This is a genomic window from Mycobacterium sp. NGS49, from assembly GCF_059812565.1.
The window spans coordinates 247,985-265,529 of sequence record NZ_JCALCX010000001.1; the positions used below are offsets into that span (position 1 = coordinate 247,985).

At 67.8% G+C, this 17,545-nt stretch carries 17 protein-coding genes and 2 pseudogenes; 10 read left to right on the forward strand and 9 right to left on the reverse strand.

Annotated features, from left to right (window positions below; genetic code table 11):
• The first annotated feature begins 1 nt into the window (after nucleotide 1).
• Complete coding sequence (locus AC5Y7D_RS01150; protein ID WP_499920706.1) at nucleotides 2-262, forward strand: phosphopantetheine-binding protein; 261 nt, start codon at nucleotides 2-4, stop codon at nucleotides 260-262.
• Here AC5Y7D_RS01150 and AC5Y7D_RS01155 read toward each other — a convergent pair.
• Entirely contained in the window at nucleotides 238-1,668 is a 1,431-nt protein-coding gene (locus AC5Y7D_RS01155; RefSeq protein ID WP_499920708.1) for a bifunctional lysylphosphatidylglycerol flippase/synthetase MprF, read from the reverse strand. The two genes, AC5Y7D_RS01150 and AC5Y7D_RS01155, sit on opposite strands and share 25 nt — an antisense overlap.
• A gap of 189 nt (nucleotides 1,669-1,857) precedes the next feature.
• On the opposite strand from AC5Y7D_RS01155, the gene AC5Y7D_RS01160 reads away from it, so the two are divergent.
• On the forward strand, nucleotides 1,858-2,322 hold the full coding sequence (locus tag AC5Y7D_RS01160; RefSeq protein WP_499920709.1) for a hypothetical protein: 465 nt from the start codon (nucleotides 1,858-1,860) through the stop codon (nucleotides 2,320-2,322).
• Nucleotides 2,323-2,328: 6 nt separating this feature from the next.
• Here AC5Y7D_RS01160 and AC5Y7D_RS01165 read toward each other — a convergent pair whose 3' ends face one another.
• From AC5Y7D_RS01165 to AC5Y7D_RS01175, 3 genes are all read right to left on the reverse strand, one after another.
• Nucleotides 2,329-4,668: a heavy metal translocating P-type ATPase gene (locus tag AC5Y7D_RS01165; RefSeq protein ID WP_499920711.1), complete on the reverse strand. Its 2,340-nt coding sequence runs from the start codon at nucleotides 4,666-4,668 to the stop codon at nucleotides 2,329-2,331.
• A gap of 111 nt (nucleotides 4,669-4,779) precedes the next feature.
• On the reverse strand, nucleotides 4,780-5,571 hold the full coding sequence (locus tag AC5Y7D_RS01170) for an SDR family NAD(P)-dependent oxidoreductase (protein ID WP_499920712.1): 792 nt from the start codon (nucleotides 5,569-5,571) through the stop codon (nucleotides 4,780-4,782).
• A gap of 55 nt (nucleotides 5,572-5,626) precedes the next feature.
• Complete coding sequence (locus tag AC5Y7D_RS01175; protein ID WP_499920714.1) at nucleotides 5,627-7,237, reverse strand: flavin-containing monooxygenase; 1,611 nt, start codon at nucleotides 7,235-7,237, stop codon at nucleotides 5,627-5,629.
• Nucleotides 7,238-7,501: 264 nt separating this feature from the next.
• On the opposite strand from AC5Y7D_RS01175, the pseudogene AC5Y7D_RS01180 reads away from it, so the two are divergent.
• The 4 genes and pseudogenes from AC5Y7D_RS01180 to AC5Y7D_RS01195 form a co-directional block, all read left to right on the forward strand.
• Nucleotides 7,502-7,975: pseudogene (locus AC5Y7D_RS01180) on the forward strand (alpha/beta hydrolase fold domain-containing protein); the annotation flags it as partial.
• Between the two features lie 174 nt (nucleotides 7,976-8,149).
• Nucleotides 8,150-8,926 carry a crotonase/enoyl-CoA hydratase family protein gene (locus tag AC5Y7D_RS01185; RefSeq protein WP_499920953.1) on the forward strand — a complete coding sequence of 259 codons (777 nt, stop codon included), beginning with the start codon at nucleotides 8,150-8,152 and terminating at the stop codon, nucleotides 8,924-8,926.
• The gene (locus AC5Y7D_RS01190; RefSeq protein ID WP_499920955.1) at nucleotides 8,923-10,062 is read left to right on the forward strand and encodes an acyl-CoA dehydrogenase family protein; all 1,140 of its coding nucleotides are present in this window, start codon (nucleotides 8,923-8,925) and stop codon (nucleotides 10,060-10,062) included. The genes AC5Y7D_RS01185 and AC5Y7D_RS01190 overlap by 4 nt, the downstream gene beginning before the upstream one ends.
• A 32-nt stretch (nucleotides 10,063-10,094) precedes the next feature.
• Nucleotides 10,095-11,081, forward strand: a complete 987-nt coding sequence (locus tag AC5Y7D_RS01195) for an acyl-CoA dehydrogenase family protein (RefSeq protein ID WP_499920957.1) — start codon at nucleotides 10,095-10,097, stop codon at nucleotides 11,079-11,081.
• 26 nt (nucleotides 11,082-11,107) lie between these two features.
• Here the strand turns inward: AC5Y7D_RS01195 and AC5Y7D_RS01200 are convergent, their stop codons facing one another.
• Both AC5Y7D_RS01200 and AC5Y7D_RS01205 read right to left on the reverse strand, forming a co-directional pair.
• Complete coding sequence (locus AC5Y7D_RS01200; protein WP_499920715.1) at nucleotides 11,108-11,905, reverse strand: SDR family NAD(P)-dependent oxidoreductase; 798 nt, start codon at nucleotides 11,903-11,905, stop codon at nucleotides 11,108-11,110.
• 4 nt (nucleotides 11,906-11,909) lie between these two features.
• Nucleotides 11,910-12,896 carry an NAD-dependent epimerase/dehydratase family protein gene (locus AC5Y7D_RS01205; RefSeq protein WP_499920717.1) on the reverse strand — a complete coding sequence of 329 codons (987 nt, stop codon included), beginning with the start codon at nucleotides 12,894-12,896 and terminating at the stop codon, nucleotides 11,910-11,912.
• A 75-nt stretch (nucleotides 12,897-12,971) separates the two neighbouring features.
• Between AC5Y7D_RS01205 and AC5Y7D_RS01210 the strand changes: the two genes are divergently transcribed.
• Both AC5Y7D_RS01210 and AC5Y7D_RS01215 read left to right on the forward strand, forming a co-directional pair.
• Nucleotides 12,972-13,580: a PaaI family thioesterase gene (locus AC5Y7D_RS01210; protein WP_499920719.1), complete on the forward strand. Its 609-nt coding sequence runs from the start codon at nucleotides 12,972-12,974 to the stop codon at nucleotides 13,578-13,580.
• Between the two features lie 108 nt (nucleotides 13,581-13,688).
• Entirely contained in the window at nucleotides 13,689-14,195 is a 507-nt protein-coding gene (locus tag AC5Y7D_RS01215; RefSeq protein WP_499920721.1) for a hypothetical protein, read from the forward strand.
• On the opposite strand, the gene AC5Y7D_RS01220 is transcribed toward AC5Y7D_RS01215, so the two are convergent.
• Nucleotides 14,192-14,974: an SDR family oxidoreductase gene (locus AC5Y7D_RS01220; RefSeq protein ID WP_499920723.1), complete on the reverse strand. Its 783-nt coding sequence runs from the start codon at nucleotides 14,972-14,974 to the stop codon at nucleotides 14,192-14,194. The two genes, AC5Y7D_RS01215 and AC5Y7D_RS01220, sit on opposite strands and share 4 nt — an antisense overlap.
• Nucleotides 14,975-15,298: 324 nt before the next feature.
• Between AC5Y7D_RS01220 and AC5Y7D_RS01225 the strand changes: the two genes are divergently transcribed.
• Nucleotides 15,299-15,496, forward strand: coding sequence for a hypothetical protein (locus tag AC5Y7D_RS01225; protein ID WP_499920724.1), 198 nt, complete (start codon nucleotides 15,299-15,301; stop codon nucleotides 15,494-15,496).
• A gap of 1 nt (nucleotide 15,497) precedes the next feature.
• Here the strand turns inward: AC5Y7D_RS01225 and AC5Y7D_RS01230 are convergent.
• A pseudogene (locus tag AC5Y7D_RS01230) lies at nucleotides 15,498-16,110 on the reverse strand (MBL fold metallo-hydrolase).
• A gap of 191 nt (nucleotides 16,111-16,301) precedes the next feature.
• Here AC5Y7D_RS01230 and AC5Y7D_RS01235 point away from each other — a divergent pair.
• Nucleotides 16,302-17,270, forward strand: coding sequence for an aldo/keto reductase (locus AC5Y7D_RS01235; protein ID WP_499920726.1), 969 nt, complete (start codon nucleotides 16,302-16,304; stop codon nucleotides 17,268-17,270).
• Between the two features lies 1 nt (nucleotide 17,271).
• Here AC5Y7D_RS01235 and AC5Y7D_RS01240 read toward each other — a convergent pair whose 3' ends face one another.
• On the reverse strand, nucleotides 17,272-17,487 hold the full coding sequence (locus tag AC5Y7D_RS01240) for a hypothetical protein (RefSeq protein ID WP_499920727.1): 216 nt from the start codon (nucleotides 17,485-17,487) through the stop codon (nucleotides 17,272-17,274).
• Nucleotides 17,488-17,545 lie beyond the last annotated feature (58 nt).

The window sequence follows — 17,545 nt, forward strand, 5'->3', positions numbered from 1 at the left end:
AATGCCAACGCAAGAAGACACCCGCGGCGTGGTCCTGTCCGTGCTGACGACCATCGCGCCGGAAGTGGATGCCGACGACATCACCGATGACGACCTGCTGCGAGATCAAGTCGACCTGGACTCGATGGACTGGCTGAACTTCCTGCTCGGCATCCATAAGCGATTCAACGTCGACATCCCGGAGTCCGACTACGCGTCGCTGCGCACCCTGTCAGACGTGGTGGGCTATGTCGAAGCTCACGCGCCGGCCTCAACCCGGTGATGCGCCGGCCGTAACCGGCGGCGCCTGGGCGCGAACTCCAGCGACAACAACACCACCAGCGCACCCGGAATGTGGTGCGTGCACAGCACTACGTACCGACGCTCGTTGAGCGCATGAAACTTTCGCAGGTAGCGGTAGAGCGATTCCAGCCGGATCAACGGGTCCAGCAGATGGATCAACCGGTAAGCAACGCGCTGCAGGGCGCCGGGGTCGGTCGCGTCGAAGATTTCCGGGAAGGCCGCGAATGCCAATGAAAGACGCTGTGCATGAAGGCTTTTCGCTGCATCGATCATGTCGACGCTGAGTCGCTCGTCGATCCCGTTGGGGGCGTCGGGCCGACGGTACGGCGCGTCCATGGTGATCTCGGACCCGCCTCCGGCGCTCGCGTAACGGTGAAAAGCCACCAGCCGCCCACCGCTGTCGCGGGCTATGGCCAACCGCACGCCGGGGCAACGACCCTGCAGCGCACCGTCGAGGGTCATGCAGAGCCCGCGCTCGGTGCGCACCCCGCCGTGTGAGGCGTAGAGCACCTCACTCAGTTCGGCGACCAGGCCGGCGTCCAGATCCCGCTCGTCGATGATCTCGGTAGTGACACCGTGATTGCGGGAGCGCTGTACGGCCTGGCGCAGATTGCGGTACCGGCGGCCGGCCAGGCTGAAGTGCGCGACGTCGACCACCACGTCGTGCCCGATCGGAACCGCGCGCATGGCCTGCCCGATCAGCCCCTTCGTCCACAGACCGAGATTTCGCTGCGCACCCGCCAATACTACGATCCGCCAGCCCCGCGACCGGCACATGGCGGCGAAATCGACTGCCAGTCGCTCGAATTGGGTTTTGTCGCCGATCGGGTCGCCACTGACGACGGCGAAGCCCAGCCGCGTTCGGTAGGCGATGGCGGCGGTGCCGGCGGCATTGAAGTAGTAGCTCTTGAGCGAGTGCATTGCGAAGGGCGCCAACGGGTCTGCTTCGGTGGCATCGACCAGCGCCCACACCCGCTGCAGCAACTCCGGTTGCGGCTCAGCCGAAGTGGGCCACATCAGCGCCAGTCCGCTCGCAGCGATCAGTGCGTTGCCCCAGCCGCCGAAAGCCAGGAAATGGGCGACGATGCCCGCCGAGAGCAGCGCAGCGGCACCGACGGCGTGCCTCGGGGTGATCGGTCTTCCCAGGAACACGCCGCGCGCGATGAGCACCACCGCCCCCGACAAGGCGATTGACCACCCGAACCGGCCCTGCGCATACCAACCCACTGCCGGACGTTCGTGCACCAGTAGTACCGTCAACCAACCCAGAACGCATGCCAGCAGCAGCGAACTCGCCAGCCTGATCACGCGGCGGTCGGTCCGCAGGAGGATGCGTTCGGACGCGAGCGCGGCGGTGGCACGACGGCCCCGCTGGCTGACTTTCATGCCGGACTCCCTTACCCGGTCAAAACGCTATCCGCCCAGGCAGTGCCGGTCGTGAGGCTAAAGTCCCCAAACGATGGACCGGCGACCAATGTCCCGCCCGGTTCGGGACTTCCGCCCCTGCCGTCCCGGCCGGTCAGGGTGCTCAGATGGTGGGATGGGAGACGAACGTCTCCTCTGGGAGGTACGGCGATGAGCACTACACAATTGCAGCCACGCACGCGCGACTTCGCCCGCATACTGGGTCCCTACTTCGCCATCATCGGCATCACAACCGTGGCACGCGGATCCGAAATGCGCACGCTGCTCACCGGTTTCGAGTCCAGCCCGGTGTGGTTCTGGGTTACCGGCGCGCTGGTGCTGCTCATCGGGCTGACCATCGTGGGGCTGCACCCGTACTGGCGCGGTGCCGCGGCGATCACGGTGTCGGTGATGGGCTGGGCTATCACGCTGCGCGGACTGATGCTGCTGGCGTTTCCGACGGCGTTCATGACGGCCGCCAAAGCCACCATCGGTATGGACGGCATGTGGATGACGGCAAGCGTCCTGCTTGCGTTGGCCGGGTTGTACCTGACCTATGTGGGCTGGCGCCCTGCGCCGGCATCGCCGGCACCGAAAGCCGAAGCGGCGCCGCAGAATCTGCCGCGGGCCGCGTAACCGCGCTCAGGTCTCGGTGTCGTCCTCGGCGAGGGTGAAATAGTTCTCCTCCTCCTGGACGAAGTGCAGCCGCAGCAGCGCGTAGAGGCCGTAAAGGCATGCCAGCAGGTCATCCACCTGCTCGGGCTGTATCGCTCCCGCTGCTTGCGCCTCGGCCAGATGTGTGCCGATGCGATCGGATAGTCGCCTGATCTCGGCGTGCGTCCGGCTCATCGTGGCGGTCGCTTCGCGACTGCCGAGTGGTCGGGCCAGCGCCGGGTACAGCTGGGTCTCCTCGGCCTCCTCGTGCGGCAGAATGCGGTCGGCCAGCAGTGCGTGCACGGCGGCCAACGACTCCAACGGAAGGGCATCCGTGCCGGTTGCCAGGCGATTGGCGCTGTCGCGGAGCAGCCCGACGGTGTCGCGCAAGGCGTCATGCTCTGCGGCGAAGCGGTGCAACATGCCTTCGGTCTCCGCGTCCACCTGCACATCGTTGGCCGGATTGCCGCGCAGGGCCCGCAGCGCGTTGAGAATGACCGCGACATCGATGCCCTCTTGGAGCAGCGCGCCCGCGGCGGGCGGCAGCCAGCCCAGCGCGGCGACCACCATCGCGATCAGAGACAGGCTCATGCCGACGACGGCACTCTGCACGGCGATGCGCCGGGACCAGCGGGCAATGTCCATCGCATCGGCGAGCCGGTCCAGGCGGTCCGTGGTCAGCACGATGTCGGCTGCCTCGGAGGACGCGGTAGCACCGCGGGCACCCATCGCGACGCCGACGGTGGCTGCGGCCAGCGCCGGAGCGTCGTTGATCCCGTCGCCCACCATCACCGTCACGGCGCGCTCGCTCTCCTCGCGCACAGCGGCGAACTTGTCCTCCGGAGTCTGGTCCGCGCGGACCTCATCGAGCCCCAGAATGTTGGCGACGTCGCGAGTGGGCTCGGCGCGGTCTCCGGTGAGCATGAGTAGCCGCTGGAGCCCGGCCTCGCGCAACCGTCGCACCGTCCGCGGCGCGTGCCGACGCAACGGATCCCGCAACAACACCGCTCCGGCGGGGGCGTCGTCGACGCTGACCCAGGCGATTCCGGCCCCGTCCAGCCGGGCGCGGCTGACGACGGCGGTGGTCCATCTGCCCGTCAGTTCGCCGGCCGGCACCTTGCCGACGCTGACCCGGTGTCCGTCGACCGTGGCGGTCACACCACTGCCCGGCTGTTCGACCACCTCGGTAGGCAGCGAGAGGCGCAGCTTCCTGCTCAGCGCTTCGCTGACGATGGCCTCGGCGAGCACGTGCGGAGAGAACTGATCCACCGAGGCGCCCAACCGCAACACTTCGACGGCCTCGCGGCCCGGGGCTGCCACCACGTCGACCACCGTCGGCCGTCCCATCGTCAGGGTGCCGGTCTTGTCCATCACCAAGGTCTTGGCGTGACCCAGGTTCTCCAGTGCTCCCCCACCCCGGATCACTACCCCGGTCCGCGATGCGCGGGACAGTCCGGAGACGATCGCGACCGGCGCGGCCAGCAGCAAGGGACACGGGGTCGCCACCACCAGCACCGCGACGGCACGCACCGCCGAACCGCCGGCCAGCCAGGCGGCGCCGGCCACCAGCAACGTCAGCGGGAGGAACCAGACCGCGAAACGGTCGGCCAACCGGACGATCGGCGCGTTGAGCGCACCGGCCTGCTGCGCCAACCGGACTATGCCGGCGTAGGTGCTGTCGGCGGCGGTTGCCTGCGCCCGCAACTCGAAAGCGTTGCCGGCGTTGACCACTCCGCTGCGTACCGTTTCACCGATGGCACGTTCGACGAGCAGGGGCTCGCCGGTCAGGGCGGACTCGTCGAGGACCGCGAGCTCGTCGGCGACCCGCCCGTCCACGGGCACCACCTCGCCCGGTCCGACCACCAGCACATCGCCGACCGCCACCTCGGCGAGGTCGATCATGGTCACCTGCGTGCCGACCCGTCGCCGCGCGAACCGCGGCGCGCGGCCCAGCAGCGCCCGCAGATCACGCGATGCCCGTCGCTCGGCCGCCGAGTCCAGCGTCCTGCCGCCGGCGAACATCACGGCAATCAGCGCGCCGGCCAGATACTCGCCGACCAGCAGCGTGCCGACCAACGACAGCACGGCGATGACGTCGACGCCGATCCGTCCCCGGCGTAACGCCAGCAACACCCACGCCAGTGCCGGCCCCGTTGCGCTGAGGGTCCCGGCGATCCAGCACGCGTCGGCGATGGTGCGCCAGCCCGCCAGCCAGGCGGCGCCGCCGAGAGTCAGCGCGGCCAGGGCGAACACCGTCAGAGCGGGTCCGATCAGCCAGCGCAGCCGCGAAACCAGGCGGCCGGGCGAGGACCCGGTTGGGCTGTCCACTCGAATTCCTTCTCTTGGCGACTGGTTCCCCACACTAATCGTCCGCCGCGCGGGACGCCCAGTGCCGCAAGGCGCGACAACCGCCCTTGGTCAGTTCGTCGACCCGGCTTCCTATCCCCGGCCCAGCAGAGCCTGGACCCGGTGGTGCGCGGCGAGGACGATGGCGGCCCGGTCGGGTCCGCTGCCCCACTGGTAGGCCGCGGCGTTGTCGCCGGCGATGCGTACCGGCCCACGGGGCAGGTTCGCCAGTCCCTCGCGGGCGACGTCAGCCGGCTCGGACACCACCAGGCCGGGTATGTCGAAATTCAGCCCGGCCCGCTCCATCGCCGGTGTGCGCGTCACGCCCAGCACCAGCTCGAGCACGTCGACCCCGTATTCACGCAGCTCCAGCCACAGGCTCTCGGCGAACAGCCGGCCGAAGGCTTTGGCACCCGCATACGCCGACTGCTGCATCGACCCGTACGTGCCGGCGAGTGAGCCGACCAGCATGATGCCGCCGCGGCGGCGCTCGCGCATCGGCCGGCCGAAATGCCGGACCAGTGCCAGCATCCGCGTCACATTGAGGTCGATCACCCCGGCGACCGCGGCCGGGTCGGCATCCAGGAACCGTTCCCGGCAGATGTTGGCTCCGGCGTTGTAGATCAGCAACCCCACCTCGAGGCCGGACGTCTCGTGCGCCACCCGCGAAATCGACTCTGGATCAAGCAAATCCACAGCGATGGTGTGCACCTGCGCCCCGATCTCACGGCATCGTCGTGCCGTCTGGCGCAGGGCATCCGGCTTGCGCGCGATCAGCACCAGATTGATTCCGGCACGGGCCAGTTGCGCTGCGAACTCGGCGCCGACGCCCTCCGAACCGCCCGCGATCACCGCCCACGGGCCGTACTTCGCAAGGTCGGGCATCGACTGTTCCTCGATCACTTCGGCGCCCCGCACGAACTGTCCGGCAGATCCGTCGTCATCGTGGTTTCTTGGACAGCTCGAAACCCTTGTAACCGGCGTCGGCGACCTCCGCGCAGATCTGGTTATAGGTGGCGAAGCCGCCGACGAACAACATGAAACCCCTTGGCTTTCCGGGCACGTTCGCACCCATGTACCAGGAATCGGCCTTGGTGAACAACGTCGCTTCGGCCAGTCGCGCGCACTCGGCACCCCAGGCGTCCACCGCCTCCGTGCCGGCTTCGATCGCGGCGTAACCGTGGGTGTCGAGGTAGCCGATGGTGTCGGCGATCCAATTGACCTGCGCTTCGGCGTGCAACACCATGTTGGCCAACACGGCCGGGGCTCCCGGCCCGGATATCACGAACAGGTTGGGAAACCCGTCGATCCCAAGGCCGAGATAGGTCCGCGGCCCGTGCGCCCACCTGTCGCGCAGCCGCACACCGCCACGTCCCAGCATGTCGATCTTTGCCAACGCTCCAGTCAGCGCGTCGAAACCGGTTGCGAGCACGATCATGTCAACGTCGTAGTGCCGTTCGGTGGTGTTGATGCCGTCGCCGTCCACCGACCTGATCGGCGTGCTGCGTACGCTCACCAGCGTCACGTTGGGCTTGTTGAAAGTCTGAAAGTAATTGCTGTCCGTACAGATTCGTTTGGTCCCGATGGGGTGGTCGGTCGGGATCAGCAGATCGGCGACCGCGGGGTCGTCGATGACGGCCCGGACCTTCTCCTCGTAGAACTTGCGGGCCTCTTCGTTCGCGGCCGGATCGATCAGCTGGTCGGGGAAGGTCTTGGAGTACAACACCCCGCCCAACTGCCAGCGCTTCTCGAAAGCCGCGCGCCGCTCTTCGGCACTGAACTGCATGGCCGGTTTCTCCGCGGTGATGTGCGGTGATCCACCACCGCTGCGCCACGACAGCCGGCGTCGTTCGGGGTAACCGGTCTTGATGTCGTCGAGTTCCTGCGCGGACAGCGGCCTGTTGCCGGCCGGGACGCTGAAGTTGGGGCTGCGCTGGAAGACGGTCAGCTGCGCGGCCTGCTGGGCGATGATCGGAATCGTCTGAATGCCGGAGGATCCGGTTCCGATGACGGCTACCCGCTTGCCGGTGAAGTCGACGGGATCGTGCGGCCAGCGCGCGGTGTGGTGGATTTCGCCGCTGAAGGTGTCCAGACCGGGGAAGTCGGGCGTCACGGCATCCGAGAGCGGGCCGGTCGCCATCAGCACGAACCGCGCCGTTACACGCTGCCCGGTGTCAGTGGTGACCGTCCAGCGCAGTCCCTCTTCGTCGAACGCCGCCGAGACGACACGCGTGTTGAAAGCGATGTCGCGGCGCAGGTCGAGTTTGTCAGTGACCCAGTTCAGGTAGCGCAGGATCTCGGCCTGGGTCGCGTACTTCTCGGTCCAGTTCCACTCCTGCTGCAGCTCTTCGGAAAACGAGTAGCAGTAATCGACACTCTCGACATCGCAGCGCGCGCCTGGATAACGGTTGTAGTACCAGGTGCCGCCAACTTCGGGCGCGGCCTCGACCACCCGCACCGCAAGACCCTGGGCGCGCAGCTTGTGCAGGGCATACAGGCCCGCGAAACCCGCGCCGACGGCTACCACGTCCAGGGGCTGCTCATCCTCCACAAGGATCCACGGTAGGACTTCGCGCCCGCCAATCCAGCGGGTGGGGCACCGACTGCGGTAAACCGGTAACCAACCCATCAAACGTTGAGGACGACAGCATGAGCGCGCGGGTACGCGACCGGTAGCGGAGCTGCCCGAGCAGGCCGACGAGACCGAGTGCATCGGCCCGCCCACCGATGACCCCGTGGGGGACGCGTGATGCTCGATCCGCAGATCGCCGAGCTGATAGCGGACCTGGACGATGGCTTCCCGCCGGTGCACACCATGACCGGTGCGCAGGCCAGGGCCGTGATCCGCGACCGGTTCGTTCCGCCTGCCACGCCCGAACCGGTCAGCGAGGTTTACCAGACGGTAATTGCCGGCCCCGGTGGGGACATCCCGGTACGCATCTACCGGCCCGACGGCGACGGCCTGCCGGTGCTGGTCTACGCGCACGGCGGCGGGTTCGTGTTCTGCGACCTGGACAGTCACGACGGCCTATGCCGCGCTATCGCCAATCGCGTTCCCGCCGTGGTTGTTTCGGTTTGTTATCGGTTGGCACCGGAGCAGCGTTGGCCGGCGGCGGCCGACGACGTCTACGCGGTGATCGGGGCGGCGGCGCGCGGGGATTTCGGCGGCGCCGGCAGTCGCGTTGCCGTGGGCGGCGACAGTGCCGGCGGAAACCTGGCGGCCGTGGCCGCCCTGATGGCTCGCGATCGCGGCGGGCCGGCACTCGCGGCTCAGCTGTTGCTCTACCCGGTGATCGCCGCCGATGTTGGACCTCGCATAGGAAGCGATGGGGCAGGCGTGTGCCGAGTTGCGTGCGGCGATGAGGTCGGCGCGCGGCTGAGTCCTGCGAGTACACGCCGGTGGCGCAGGCCGTTCACCCGTGCATCGGCAAGCCGCCGAAACCGACTCCCTACAGTTGCCAGCATGAGCACCGCCTTGGACATCACCACCAACGGACCGATCCGCACCTGGACGATCAATCTGCCGAACGTCGGGAACGCGATCACCGGCACCGACGTCATCGCCGCCTTCGAGAACGCCGTCGACAGCGCGAATGCCGACACCGAGGTCCGCGCCGTCATCCTCACCGGGGAAGGAAAGATCTTCTCCGCCGGCGGCAACGTCAAAGAGATGGCGGACCAGGCCGGCATGTTCGGCCTGAGCGCCCTGGATCAGCGCTACGCCTACATCGACGGCATTCAGCGCATCCCGCGAGCGCTTTCGCGACTCGAAGTGCCGTTGATCGCAGCGGTCAACGGCGCCGCCATCGGTGCCGGCTGCGATCTCGCCATGATGTGCGACATTCGGATCGCTTCGGAGCGTGCGTCTTTCGCGGAGAGCTTCGTACAGCTCGGCCTCATTCCCGGCGACGGCGGCACCTGGTTCCTGCAACGCATCATCGGCTACCAACGTGCCGCCGAAATGACCCTCACCGGTGACCGGGTCGACGCCGAGACCGCGCTCGACTGGGGTCTGGTCAGCCGCGTCGTCCCGCACGACGAACTGCTCGCGGCGGCACAAGAGCTCGCCGAACGCATCGCCAAGAACCCGTCCCACGCATTGCGGATGGCCAAACGCCTGTTGCAGGAATCACGCACCGGTTCCCTCGAGTCGACCCTGGGCATGGCCGCCGCCATGCAGCCCCTCGCCCACCGCGATCCGGAGCACGAGCAGCGCATTGCCAAGTGGCGGACGCGCTGATGTCGCCGCGACTCGTGCCACCCGCCGAGATCGAAGACCAGGCGACCGCGAGCCTGCGCGTCGAGGTGCGCACGTTCGTCGCCGAGCAGTTGGCCGCCCGCTCCTTCACCCCCTCCGTCGATGCCTGGCTGTCGCGGTGGGACCCGGATTTCACCGCCGCACTGGCGGCCCGCGGCTGGCTGGGCATGACGGTGCCGGTCGAGTACGGTGGGCATGGTCGCTCATTCCAGGAGCGTTTCGTGGTCGCCGAGGAATTGCTGGCAGCCGGCGCTCCGGTGGCCGCGCACTGGATCGCCGACCGGCAGATCGTGCCCTCACTGCTGAAGTACGGCACCGAAGCGCAGAAGCGGCACTTCCTGCCGCGGATCGTGCGCGGCGAGTGCTTCTTCGCCATCGGGATGAGCGAGCCGGACTCCGGTTCGGACCTGGCCAGTGTGCGCACCCGGGCCGATCGCGTTGACGGCGGCTGGTCGCTGTCGGGCACCAAGGTCTGGACCTCCGGGGCGCACCTGGCGGAGGCGTTCATCGCGCTGGCGCGCACCGCACCGGTGGATCCGCAGCACCGGCATGCCGGGCTCAGCCAGTTCATCGTCGACCTGCGCAGCCCCGGCATCGACATCCGACCCATCATCTCGATGAACGGCGCGCACCACTTCAACGAGGTGATCCTCGACGAGGCGTTCGTGCCCGACGACATGGTGTTCGGTGCGATCGGCGACGGCTGGCAGCAGGTGACCTCGGAGCTGAGCTTCGAACGCAGTGGGCCGGAACGGTTCCTGTCCACCTTTGTCGTGCTGGCGGCCTGCGCCGATCGAATGGCGGCGAACGCGGTGCCCCGCGACGCCGGGCTGGGCCGGCTGGTGGCACGGATCGCCGGCCTGCACCACATGTCCACCGCGGTGGCCGGCGCACTGCAACGGCATGAACCGGCCGACTTGCCCGCCGCGGTGGTCAAGGTGCTGGGCACCACCACCGAGGGAGACATCGCCGAGTTCGCCGACATGCAGGATTCGCCCGATTCGGTGTTCGCTGAACTGGCCCGAACCGCGGTGGACCAGCGGCCGGGTTTCACTCTGCGTGGTGGCACCAACGAGGTGCTGCGCGGTGTCATCGCGCGCGGATTGGGTCTGCGGTGAGCGGGCCCGCGGTGGACGCGGCCCTGGTCGACATGGTGGGCGCCGTGTTCGCCGAGTATCGCGAGAAACACCCGCCCGGCGCGACGGTCGAGCGGGACCCCGGACTGTGGCGGCAGCTGGACGGCCTCGGTCTGGTGCGACTGACCGGCGCCGAAGAATCCGGCGGCAGCGGGGCCGGATGGTACGAATCGGCGGAGCTGCTGGCCGCCGCGGCGCGCAACGGCGTACGAATCCCGTTGGCCGAACACGATCTCTTGGCATGCTGGCTCTTGGATACCGTCGGGCCGGCGGCCGACGGTGCGGTCCGGACGGTGGCCATGCTGGACAGACAGGGTGCGGCGACGGCGGTGCCCTGGGCCGTCTGCGCCGACCGGGTGGTCGTCATCTGGCGGGCTGAAGGCGGATATCAGGTGGCCGACATCGCCGCCGAAGACCTCACGATCACTGCCGGTGTCAACCTGGTCGGCGAACCGCGTGACGCGGTGGCTGCCGACCTTGCCGGCACTGAAGGGGTCCGCGTGGCGCCGGCTGTGGTGACCGAGTTGCGGTTGAAGGCGGCTTTAGCGCGGTCCATTCAGATCTGCGCCGCCCTGGACCGCGTTCTGCAGCTGTGCATCGAACATGTCGCCTCCCGGGTTCAGTTCGGCCGCCCGCTATCGAAATTTCAGGCGGTGCAACACCTGATCTCCGACATCGCGTCGGAGACCGCGCTCGCCCGGGCAGCGACAGAGGCCGCGCTGGCCGCCGGAGTCAGCAGCAACTGGTCCGCATTCAACCTGGAATTCCTGGTGGCTGCGGCGCGTTCGTGCGCGGGCCACGCGACCTCGGTGGTGGTCCGCAATGCCCACCAGGTGCACGGTGCGATCGGCACCACCCGCGAACACCGGTTGCACGAGTTCACCCGGGCCGCACTGGCGTGGCGATCGGAATTCGGGTCGATGCGTTACTGGGACGAGCGGGTCACCGACGCGGCTCTGCACGCCAGTGCCGGCGGGCTCTGGGACCTGATCACCGGGTGAAGACGACGTTGACCCGGCCGCGACCATCACCTGATGACGATCGTGCTCGGTTTCCGCGGTGTACCCAGGTGCCGGTGTGACGGAGGCCGCCGGCCGCCTTCATCCGTGACGCCGTAGCGCTCAGCCAGCTCGGCGCCGATTACCGTCTGACCGCTCAGCGTGGCCAGTTCGGGATCGTTGTAGAGCGCATCGATCAAATAACCGGTGAATTCCGGTGTTTCGGCGTGCGCAGCGGTCCGGGCCAGCGCCTCAGGGTTTTTCGCGAACGCCCCGCGTAGCTTCTCGGTGAGCACGATGCCCGGCCAGATCGACACCGTCGCGACGCCGGTGCCGCGGAAGTCCACCGCCATGTCGGCGGCCATCTTGTCGATTCCGGCCTTCTGAGCCCCGTACGCCGGGCCGTGCATGTAGCACACCGAACCCGGGGAGGAGGTGAACACGATCAGCCCCCGGTGCTGCGCGGTGAGCAGGGGCGCCGCATACCAGGAGGCGACATAGGACGAGCGCAGTCCGACATCCAGTACGCCGGCCAGGGCAAGAGGCTTCTCCCAGAACGGCTTCGGGCTTACCAGCTCGTCGGAGATTGCGGCGGCGTTGTTGACCAACAGATCGAGGCGGCCCGCCTCGGAGCGCACCCGCTCGAAGAGCCCGGCCACGGCGTCGTCGTCGGCGTGGTCGACTCGGACGGCGACGCCCCCCGGTGGCGCGTCGCAAATGCTGCGACCGGTGGCATACACCCGCCAGCCCTTGGCCGCCAACGCGGTGGCGATCCCGCGTCCGACGCCGCGGCTCGACCCGGTCACTACCGCAACACGACCGTTCATCCGATCAGACCAGCTCTCGGTGGGCGAAGGTCGCGACGATAGCCGCACTGGCCGACCGCCAGCTGAGGCCGAGGTCACGCAGCGTTTCGGCGTCTTCGGTGGGTATGGCAGCGGTGATCAATTGCGCCGCTTCGTAACTGAATCCACTGCCCAGCGGCAGGACGGACGCCACGAAATCGGACATCCGGCCCACCAGACGAAACACTCCGGGACTCAGCGGGATCCGGCGGATCTGCCGTCCGCAGCCGCGCTCGATCGCGTCGATCATGTCGTCAAAACTCAGCAACTGTCCGCCGCAGAGGTAGCGCTTGGGCCCCCGCCCCGGCCGCATCAATCGTTCGTGCACGTCGGCTACGTCGCGCACATCGATCATCATCATGCCCGCATGCGGGACTCTGGGCGCCGCCCCGAACCGGACGATGGTCGCCCAGCCCTGCTCGGTGATGCCGGGCGCGGTGTACAGCGCGGGACCGACCACACTGGATGGGTAGGTGACCACCACCGGGGCGCCATCGCGCTGCAGCCGACGTGCCACCCGGTCCGCGTAGGACTTGGTTCGGGCATAGGCCGACTTACCCTGTGCGGTAGGTGAGTCTGGACCGATCACCCGGCCCGGCGGCGGGAACAGCGCACTGTAGCTCGACAGCAGCACCACCGGATCCAGCCCGAGCGTGACCGCCCGCAGCATGATGCGCTCGCCGGCAAAGGCGTTGATGTCCCACATCACTCGCTCGTGCCTGTCGTCGGTGCCGACCACGCCGGCCCCGTGGATCACCGACTCGCAGCCGTCCAACCAGTCGGCGGGGACATCCGGGGAACGCAGGTCGCCGCGTACCACGGTCACCTCGCCGGCCGACTGCAGCCGCTGCAACAACAGGTCGTTCGACCAGCCCGGCTCGACGAGCAGCCGCACGCTGTGGCCGGCGGCCAGCAGCCCGTGGACGATATGGGCACCGACGTAACCGGTGCCGCCTGTCACCGCGATGAGCATCGTTGCAACCCTAACCAATGTCGGCGACGGCCGGTTTCCCAGGCGCCGGTACCCCGGCTGCTCTATGGTGACCGAATGGTGGATTCGTTTGCGTCGATGACTGATTCGCTGCCGGTGTACGAGTCACTGGCGGAATCGGTACGGCGGTTGATCGACGCGACCATCCGGACCGAGGCCGACCACGAGGTCATCGCCTCCGCTGCCGCGAAGATCGACAGCGTTACGGCGCAGCTCAGCGCCGAGCTGATGCCGGGAACGTTCGGAGAACGCGGAATCGACGACGGGCAGGGCATTGCCTCCGGCAATGTCGTTGTGGGCGTTCGTAATCCGTCGGCTCCCCCGCTGGTGATCCACCACGGGAGTAACGGATCGGTCTGGACTGAATTCACCCTCGGCGCCGCGTTCGAAGGCCCACCCGGGCATGTGCACGGCGGCGTCTCGGCGATGATTCTCGACCACGTGCTCGGAGCCACCGCGCACCAACCGGGCCGACCCGCTTACACCGGAACGTTGACGCTGCGTTATCACCGACGAACGCCGTTGCTGCAACCGCTGCGAGCCGACGCGTGGGTGGACCGAGTCGAGGGCGTCAAGACCTTCGCGGTCGGACAGCTCAGCGGCGCCGGCGGAGTCATGGTGTCCGCGGAGGGCATTTTCATCCACGCCCGCGATCGTCAGGCATAGGCCGGGAGCGTCGCTTCAGCACACCAACCATTGACAGCGCACCCATTCCCGGGACAGATCCCGCGCCGTTTCCTAGGCTTCCAGACACCTGCGAACTTAAGGACTTCGATGGTGAAGGCAAGACGGCTGCTGAGTATCCTCGCCGCGGGCTGGCTGACGGCGTGCGGCTCGCAACCCGCGCCTCCGGCCGCGTCGCCCAGCGGTTCCGCCGGGCCGACCACAACAGCGGCGTCCTCCGCACCCATCACCAAGCCATCAGCGTCCGCCGCCGCCACCACCACGCCGGCCTGCGTGGGACTGTCGATATGCCCGCCGCCACCACCGGACGCCGACGGAAATCCGGCGTGCTTCTACTCCGACGGCTGGCAGGCCACCTCGTCGGGCGCGGGCATCGAGGTCTGGTATTTCCATGAGCCCCAGAACATGTCGAATCAGGAGAAGGTGACCGCGATAGTCCGCAAGAAGGACGGCACCACCGAATCTCAGGACGCCACCATCGAAGCCGGCCAACAGGTTCACCGATTCGAGTTCCCGACCGTCACCCAGTCCGCCGTCGCCGAAGTGCTGTTCGACAGCGGCAGCGGTCGCTGCTTCGTGGTCGGCCCCGGAAGCTAAGGCCGCCGGCCGTTCTCCAGCACCGGCGCAGCGACGCCCGGGGCGCCTCTGGCCACCACGACCGGCATCGACGTCGACGAGTTGGTGCGCAGGATGGTGTGCACCACCTCCACGAGGTCCGCAACCGGCATCAGCCTGCCCGGCATACATCCGCGCGACACCCAGAGCGGATATGCCTGCATAGCCAGTTCCCGGTCCCACCCGGCGTTCATGCCGGTCTGCGCATCACCCTCGCCGCCCGCGCACTCACCGACGATGAGGTTGGTGAAGCCGATGCCGGGGTGTTCGGCTCGCCACGCCTCGACCAGCCGTTCCAGGGCGGCCTTGCTGACGCCATACGCGCCCAGGCCGGGCCACGGCGGCCCGAACGTGCCCGCGTCGGACGACAGATAGATCACTTTGCCCGACGCCGTCGACAGATGTGGCACTGCCGCCGCCGTCACCAACGACGCGCCGATCACGTTGGTGTCGAAAACGTGCCGCCAGGTCTGGGCGTCAGTCTGCGCCAGCGGGGCCAGTGGGCTGATCGCCGGCGAGTACACGAGATTGTCGATACCGCCGAGCGCCCGGGCCGCGGCCTCGATGCCGGACTGGGCCGAAGCCTGGTCCGTCACGTCACATTCGACGGCGAACGCGTCCGGTCCCGCTTCCCGGGCGGCCGTCTCGATCCGATCACGTCGCCGCGCGAGCAGTGCGACCTGATGGCCGCGCTGGGCCAATCCGACACCGATACACCGCCCCAACCCGCTCGAGGCTCCGACCACAACTGTTCTTGCCATAACGACCTCCGCAGCCGAGCATGACACACGGCATGCCATCCACGAGAACGAGGTTACCGTTCTCGGAGCATGCCATTGCCCTGACCGGCGTTTAGTGGCCGCATCCACCGGGTAGGCCATCACCACGAGACGGCCCAACGCCCGAAGTGCCTGCCAACGATGGCAACGCAAAGCTCTTGCGTCGACCGTTTTCCCACGAGGAGCAGACATTGGATCACCCCCGGACCGACCCCATTGACCACCACCGGACCACCCGCCAGCATGCCGGCGAGGCGATGAAGAACGGCGTCAACGCATTCGGGCATCGCGGCGGTCGGAATCGGAGTGATCGCGCTGATCGTCGGTCTGTTCGCCTATGCCACCGGCAACCCGGGGGCCGGCACCGGAGGAGTTGTGATCGGGGTGCTCGCCATTGCCGGTGGCCTGGCCTGGCTGCGACGCACGCACCACAAGGTGCGTGCCGCGGAGTTGCAGTGGCACGACGCACACTCCGACGAACCGCCACCACCGCCGACCAGCTGAGTCAGCGATAACCCCGGGCCTGTTCGAACAGACCGGGGTCGTGCGCGCAGACGATCGTCAAGTCGGGTTCCCGGCGTCCGTAAAGTTCTGCCAGGCGGGCCTGGTTATCGCGGAGTTGCCTGCGACTGAAGGCGAACATTCCTTCGCAGCGGCTTGGCGGCCGCGAATCCGCGCCAGGGTTCACCCCGGTCGTCATGCTCGACCAGCTTCGGCCCGTGTGCCCACTGCACACTGCGGTAGCGCAGCCGCTCACGCAACGACGGAGCGTGGACCGCGCCGCTGGCTTCGGCCGCCGTCACGTGAATCTCCGCGTCGGGAAAGTCCGCGATCCCGCCGATGTGATCAAAGTCGAAGTGGGTCAGCACGATATGGCGCACATCGGAGGGCCGGAATCCCATTTGCACGATCTGATGCGCCGCGGTTTCGTGCTGCTGCAACACCGGGCGGATAACATGACGGAATGGCCCGACCCGGCCGGGGTCCAGACAGTCTTGCGACCCGAACCCGGTGTCCACCAGGGCAAGTCCGTTATCGGTCTCGACTACCAGCACGTGGCACACCATCCGGGCACCCGGAGTGTTCATGGTTCCGCAGTTGAGGTGATGAACCTTCACAGCGCGCCTCCCGACCCGCGGGACTTATCCGAGCATCCGGATCGGTTCTGCCAGCGCCACACTCGGCTCACCGGCCGCTGCCGTACCTCAGGCGAACCAATGAAGTTCTACCACGGGAACCCTTGCGGCGGTCGATGCGGGCCGAGGGTGCGCGGACCGGCCCGGGACAGGCGCCGGTATACGGTGGGGTGATGAAATACGTTGAGGTCGAGGGAGTGGGCCAGGTCAGCCGCATCGGGCTGGGCACCTGGCAGTTCGGTTCGCGCGAGTGGGGCTATGGGGACAACTACGCCTCCGGCGCCGCCCGCGACATCGTGCAGCGCGCCCGTGCTCTCGGCGTCACCCTGTTCGACACCGCCGAGGTGTACGGACTGGGCAAGAGCGAACGGATCCTGGGCGAGGCGCTGGGCGACGAGCGCACCCAGGTAGCAGTCGCCAGCAAGGTCTTTCCGGTCGCGCCCTTTCCGGCCGTGATCAGGCAACGCGAGCGCGCCAGCGCGCGCCGGCTGCAGCTGGATCGGATCCCGCTGTATCAGATCCATCAGTCGAACCCGATCGTCCCGGACTCGGTGATCATGCCCGGCATGCGCGAGCTGCTCGACGAGGGCAAGATCGGCGCCGCCGGTGTTTCGAACTACTCACTTGCGCGCTGGCAGCAGGCCGACGAGGCGCTGGGACGTCCAGTGGTCAGCAATCAGGTGCACTTCTCCTTGGCGCACCCGCGGGCTCTGGACCACATGGTGCCCTTCGCCGAGCGCGAAAAGCGCATCGTGATCGCCTACAGCCCGCTTGCGCAGGGTCTGCTGGGCGGCAAGTACGGCGTCGACAACCGTCCGGGTGGTGTTCGCGCGGTCAACCCGCTGTTCGGTACCGAGAACCTGCGCCGGATAGAACCGCTGCTCCAGACCCTGCGCGAGGTCGCGGCCGAGGTCAGCGCCAAGCCCGCACAGGTCGCGCTGGCCTGGCTGATCAGTTTGCCGGGTGTGGTGGCCATCCCCGGTGCCTCCAGTGTGGAACAGCTGGAGTTCAACGTGGCCGCCGCCGAAGTCGAACTGAGCACCGAGTCCCGCGACGCGCTCACCGCAGCGGCACGCGCGTTCAAACCGGTGTCGGCCGGACGCTTCCTGACCGACCTGGTGCGCGAAAAACTGCGCCGCTGAGTCAGCTGTTCACGCGGCGGCGGCTCAGGGGGGCGGTGAAGCCTCCGGTGTCGTCGAAGTTCGCCCAGTGCCCTTCGTCGCACACCTGCATACGCCAACCCAGCTGATAACGACCGGCGATCGACTCAGCAAACCACCGGTGCGCGTCCTCCGCGTTGTCGAAATCCCTGGTCGCGACGATCACGCCCTGCGGATCGATGGCCCGAAACACAGTCATGAGATGCGGATATCCGCTCCGGCGGGCTTTCAACCCCCCAACCTGCACCTCACCTGAG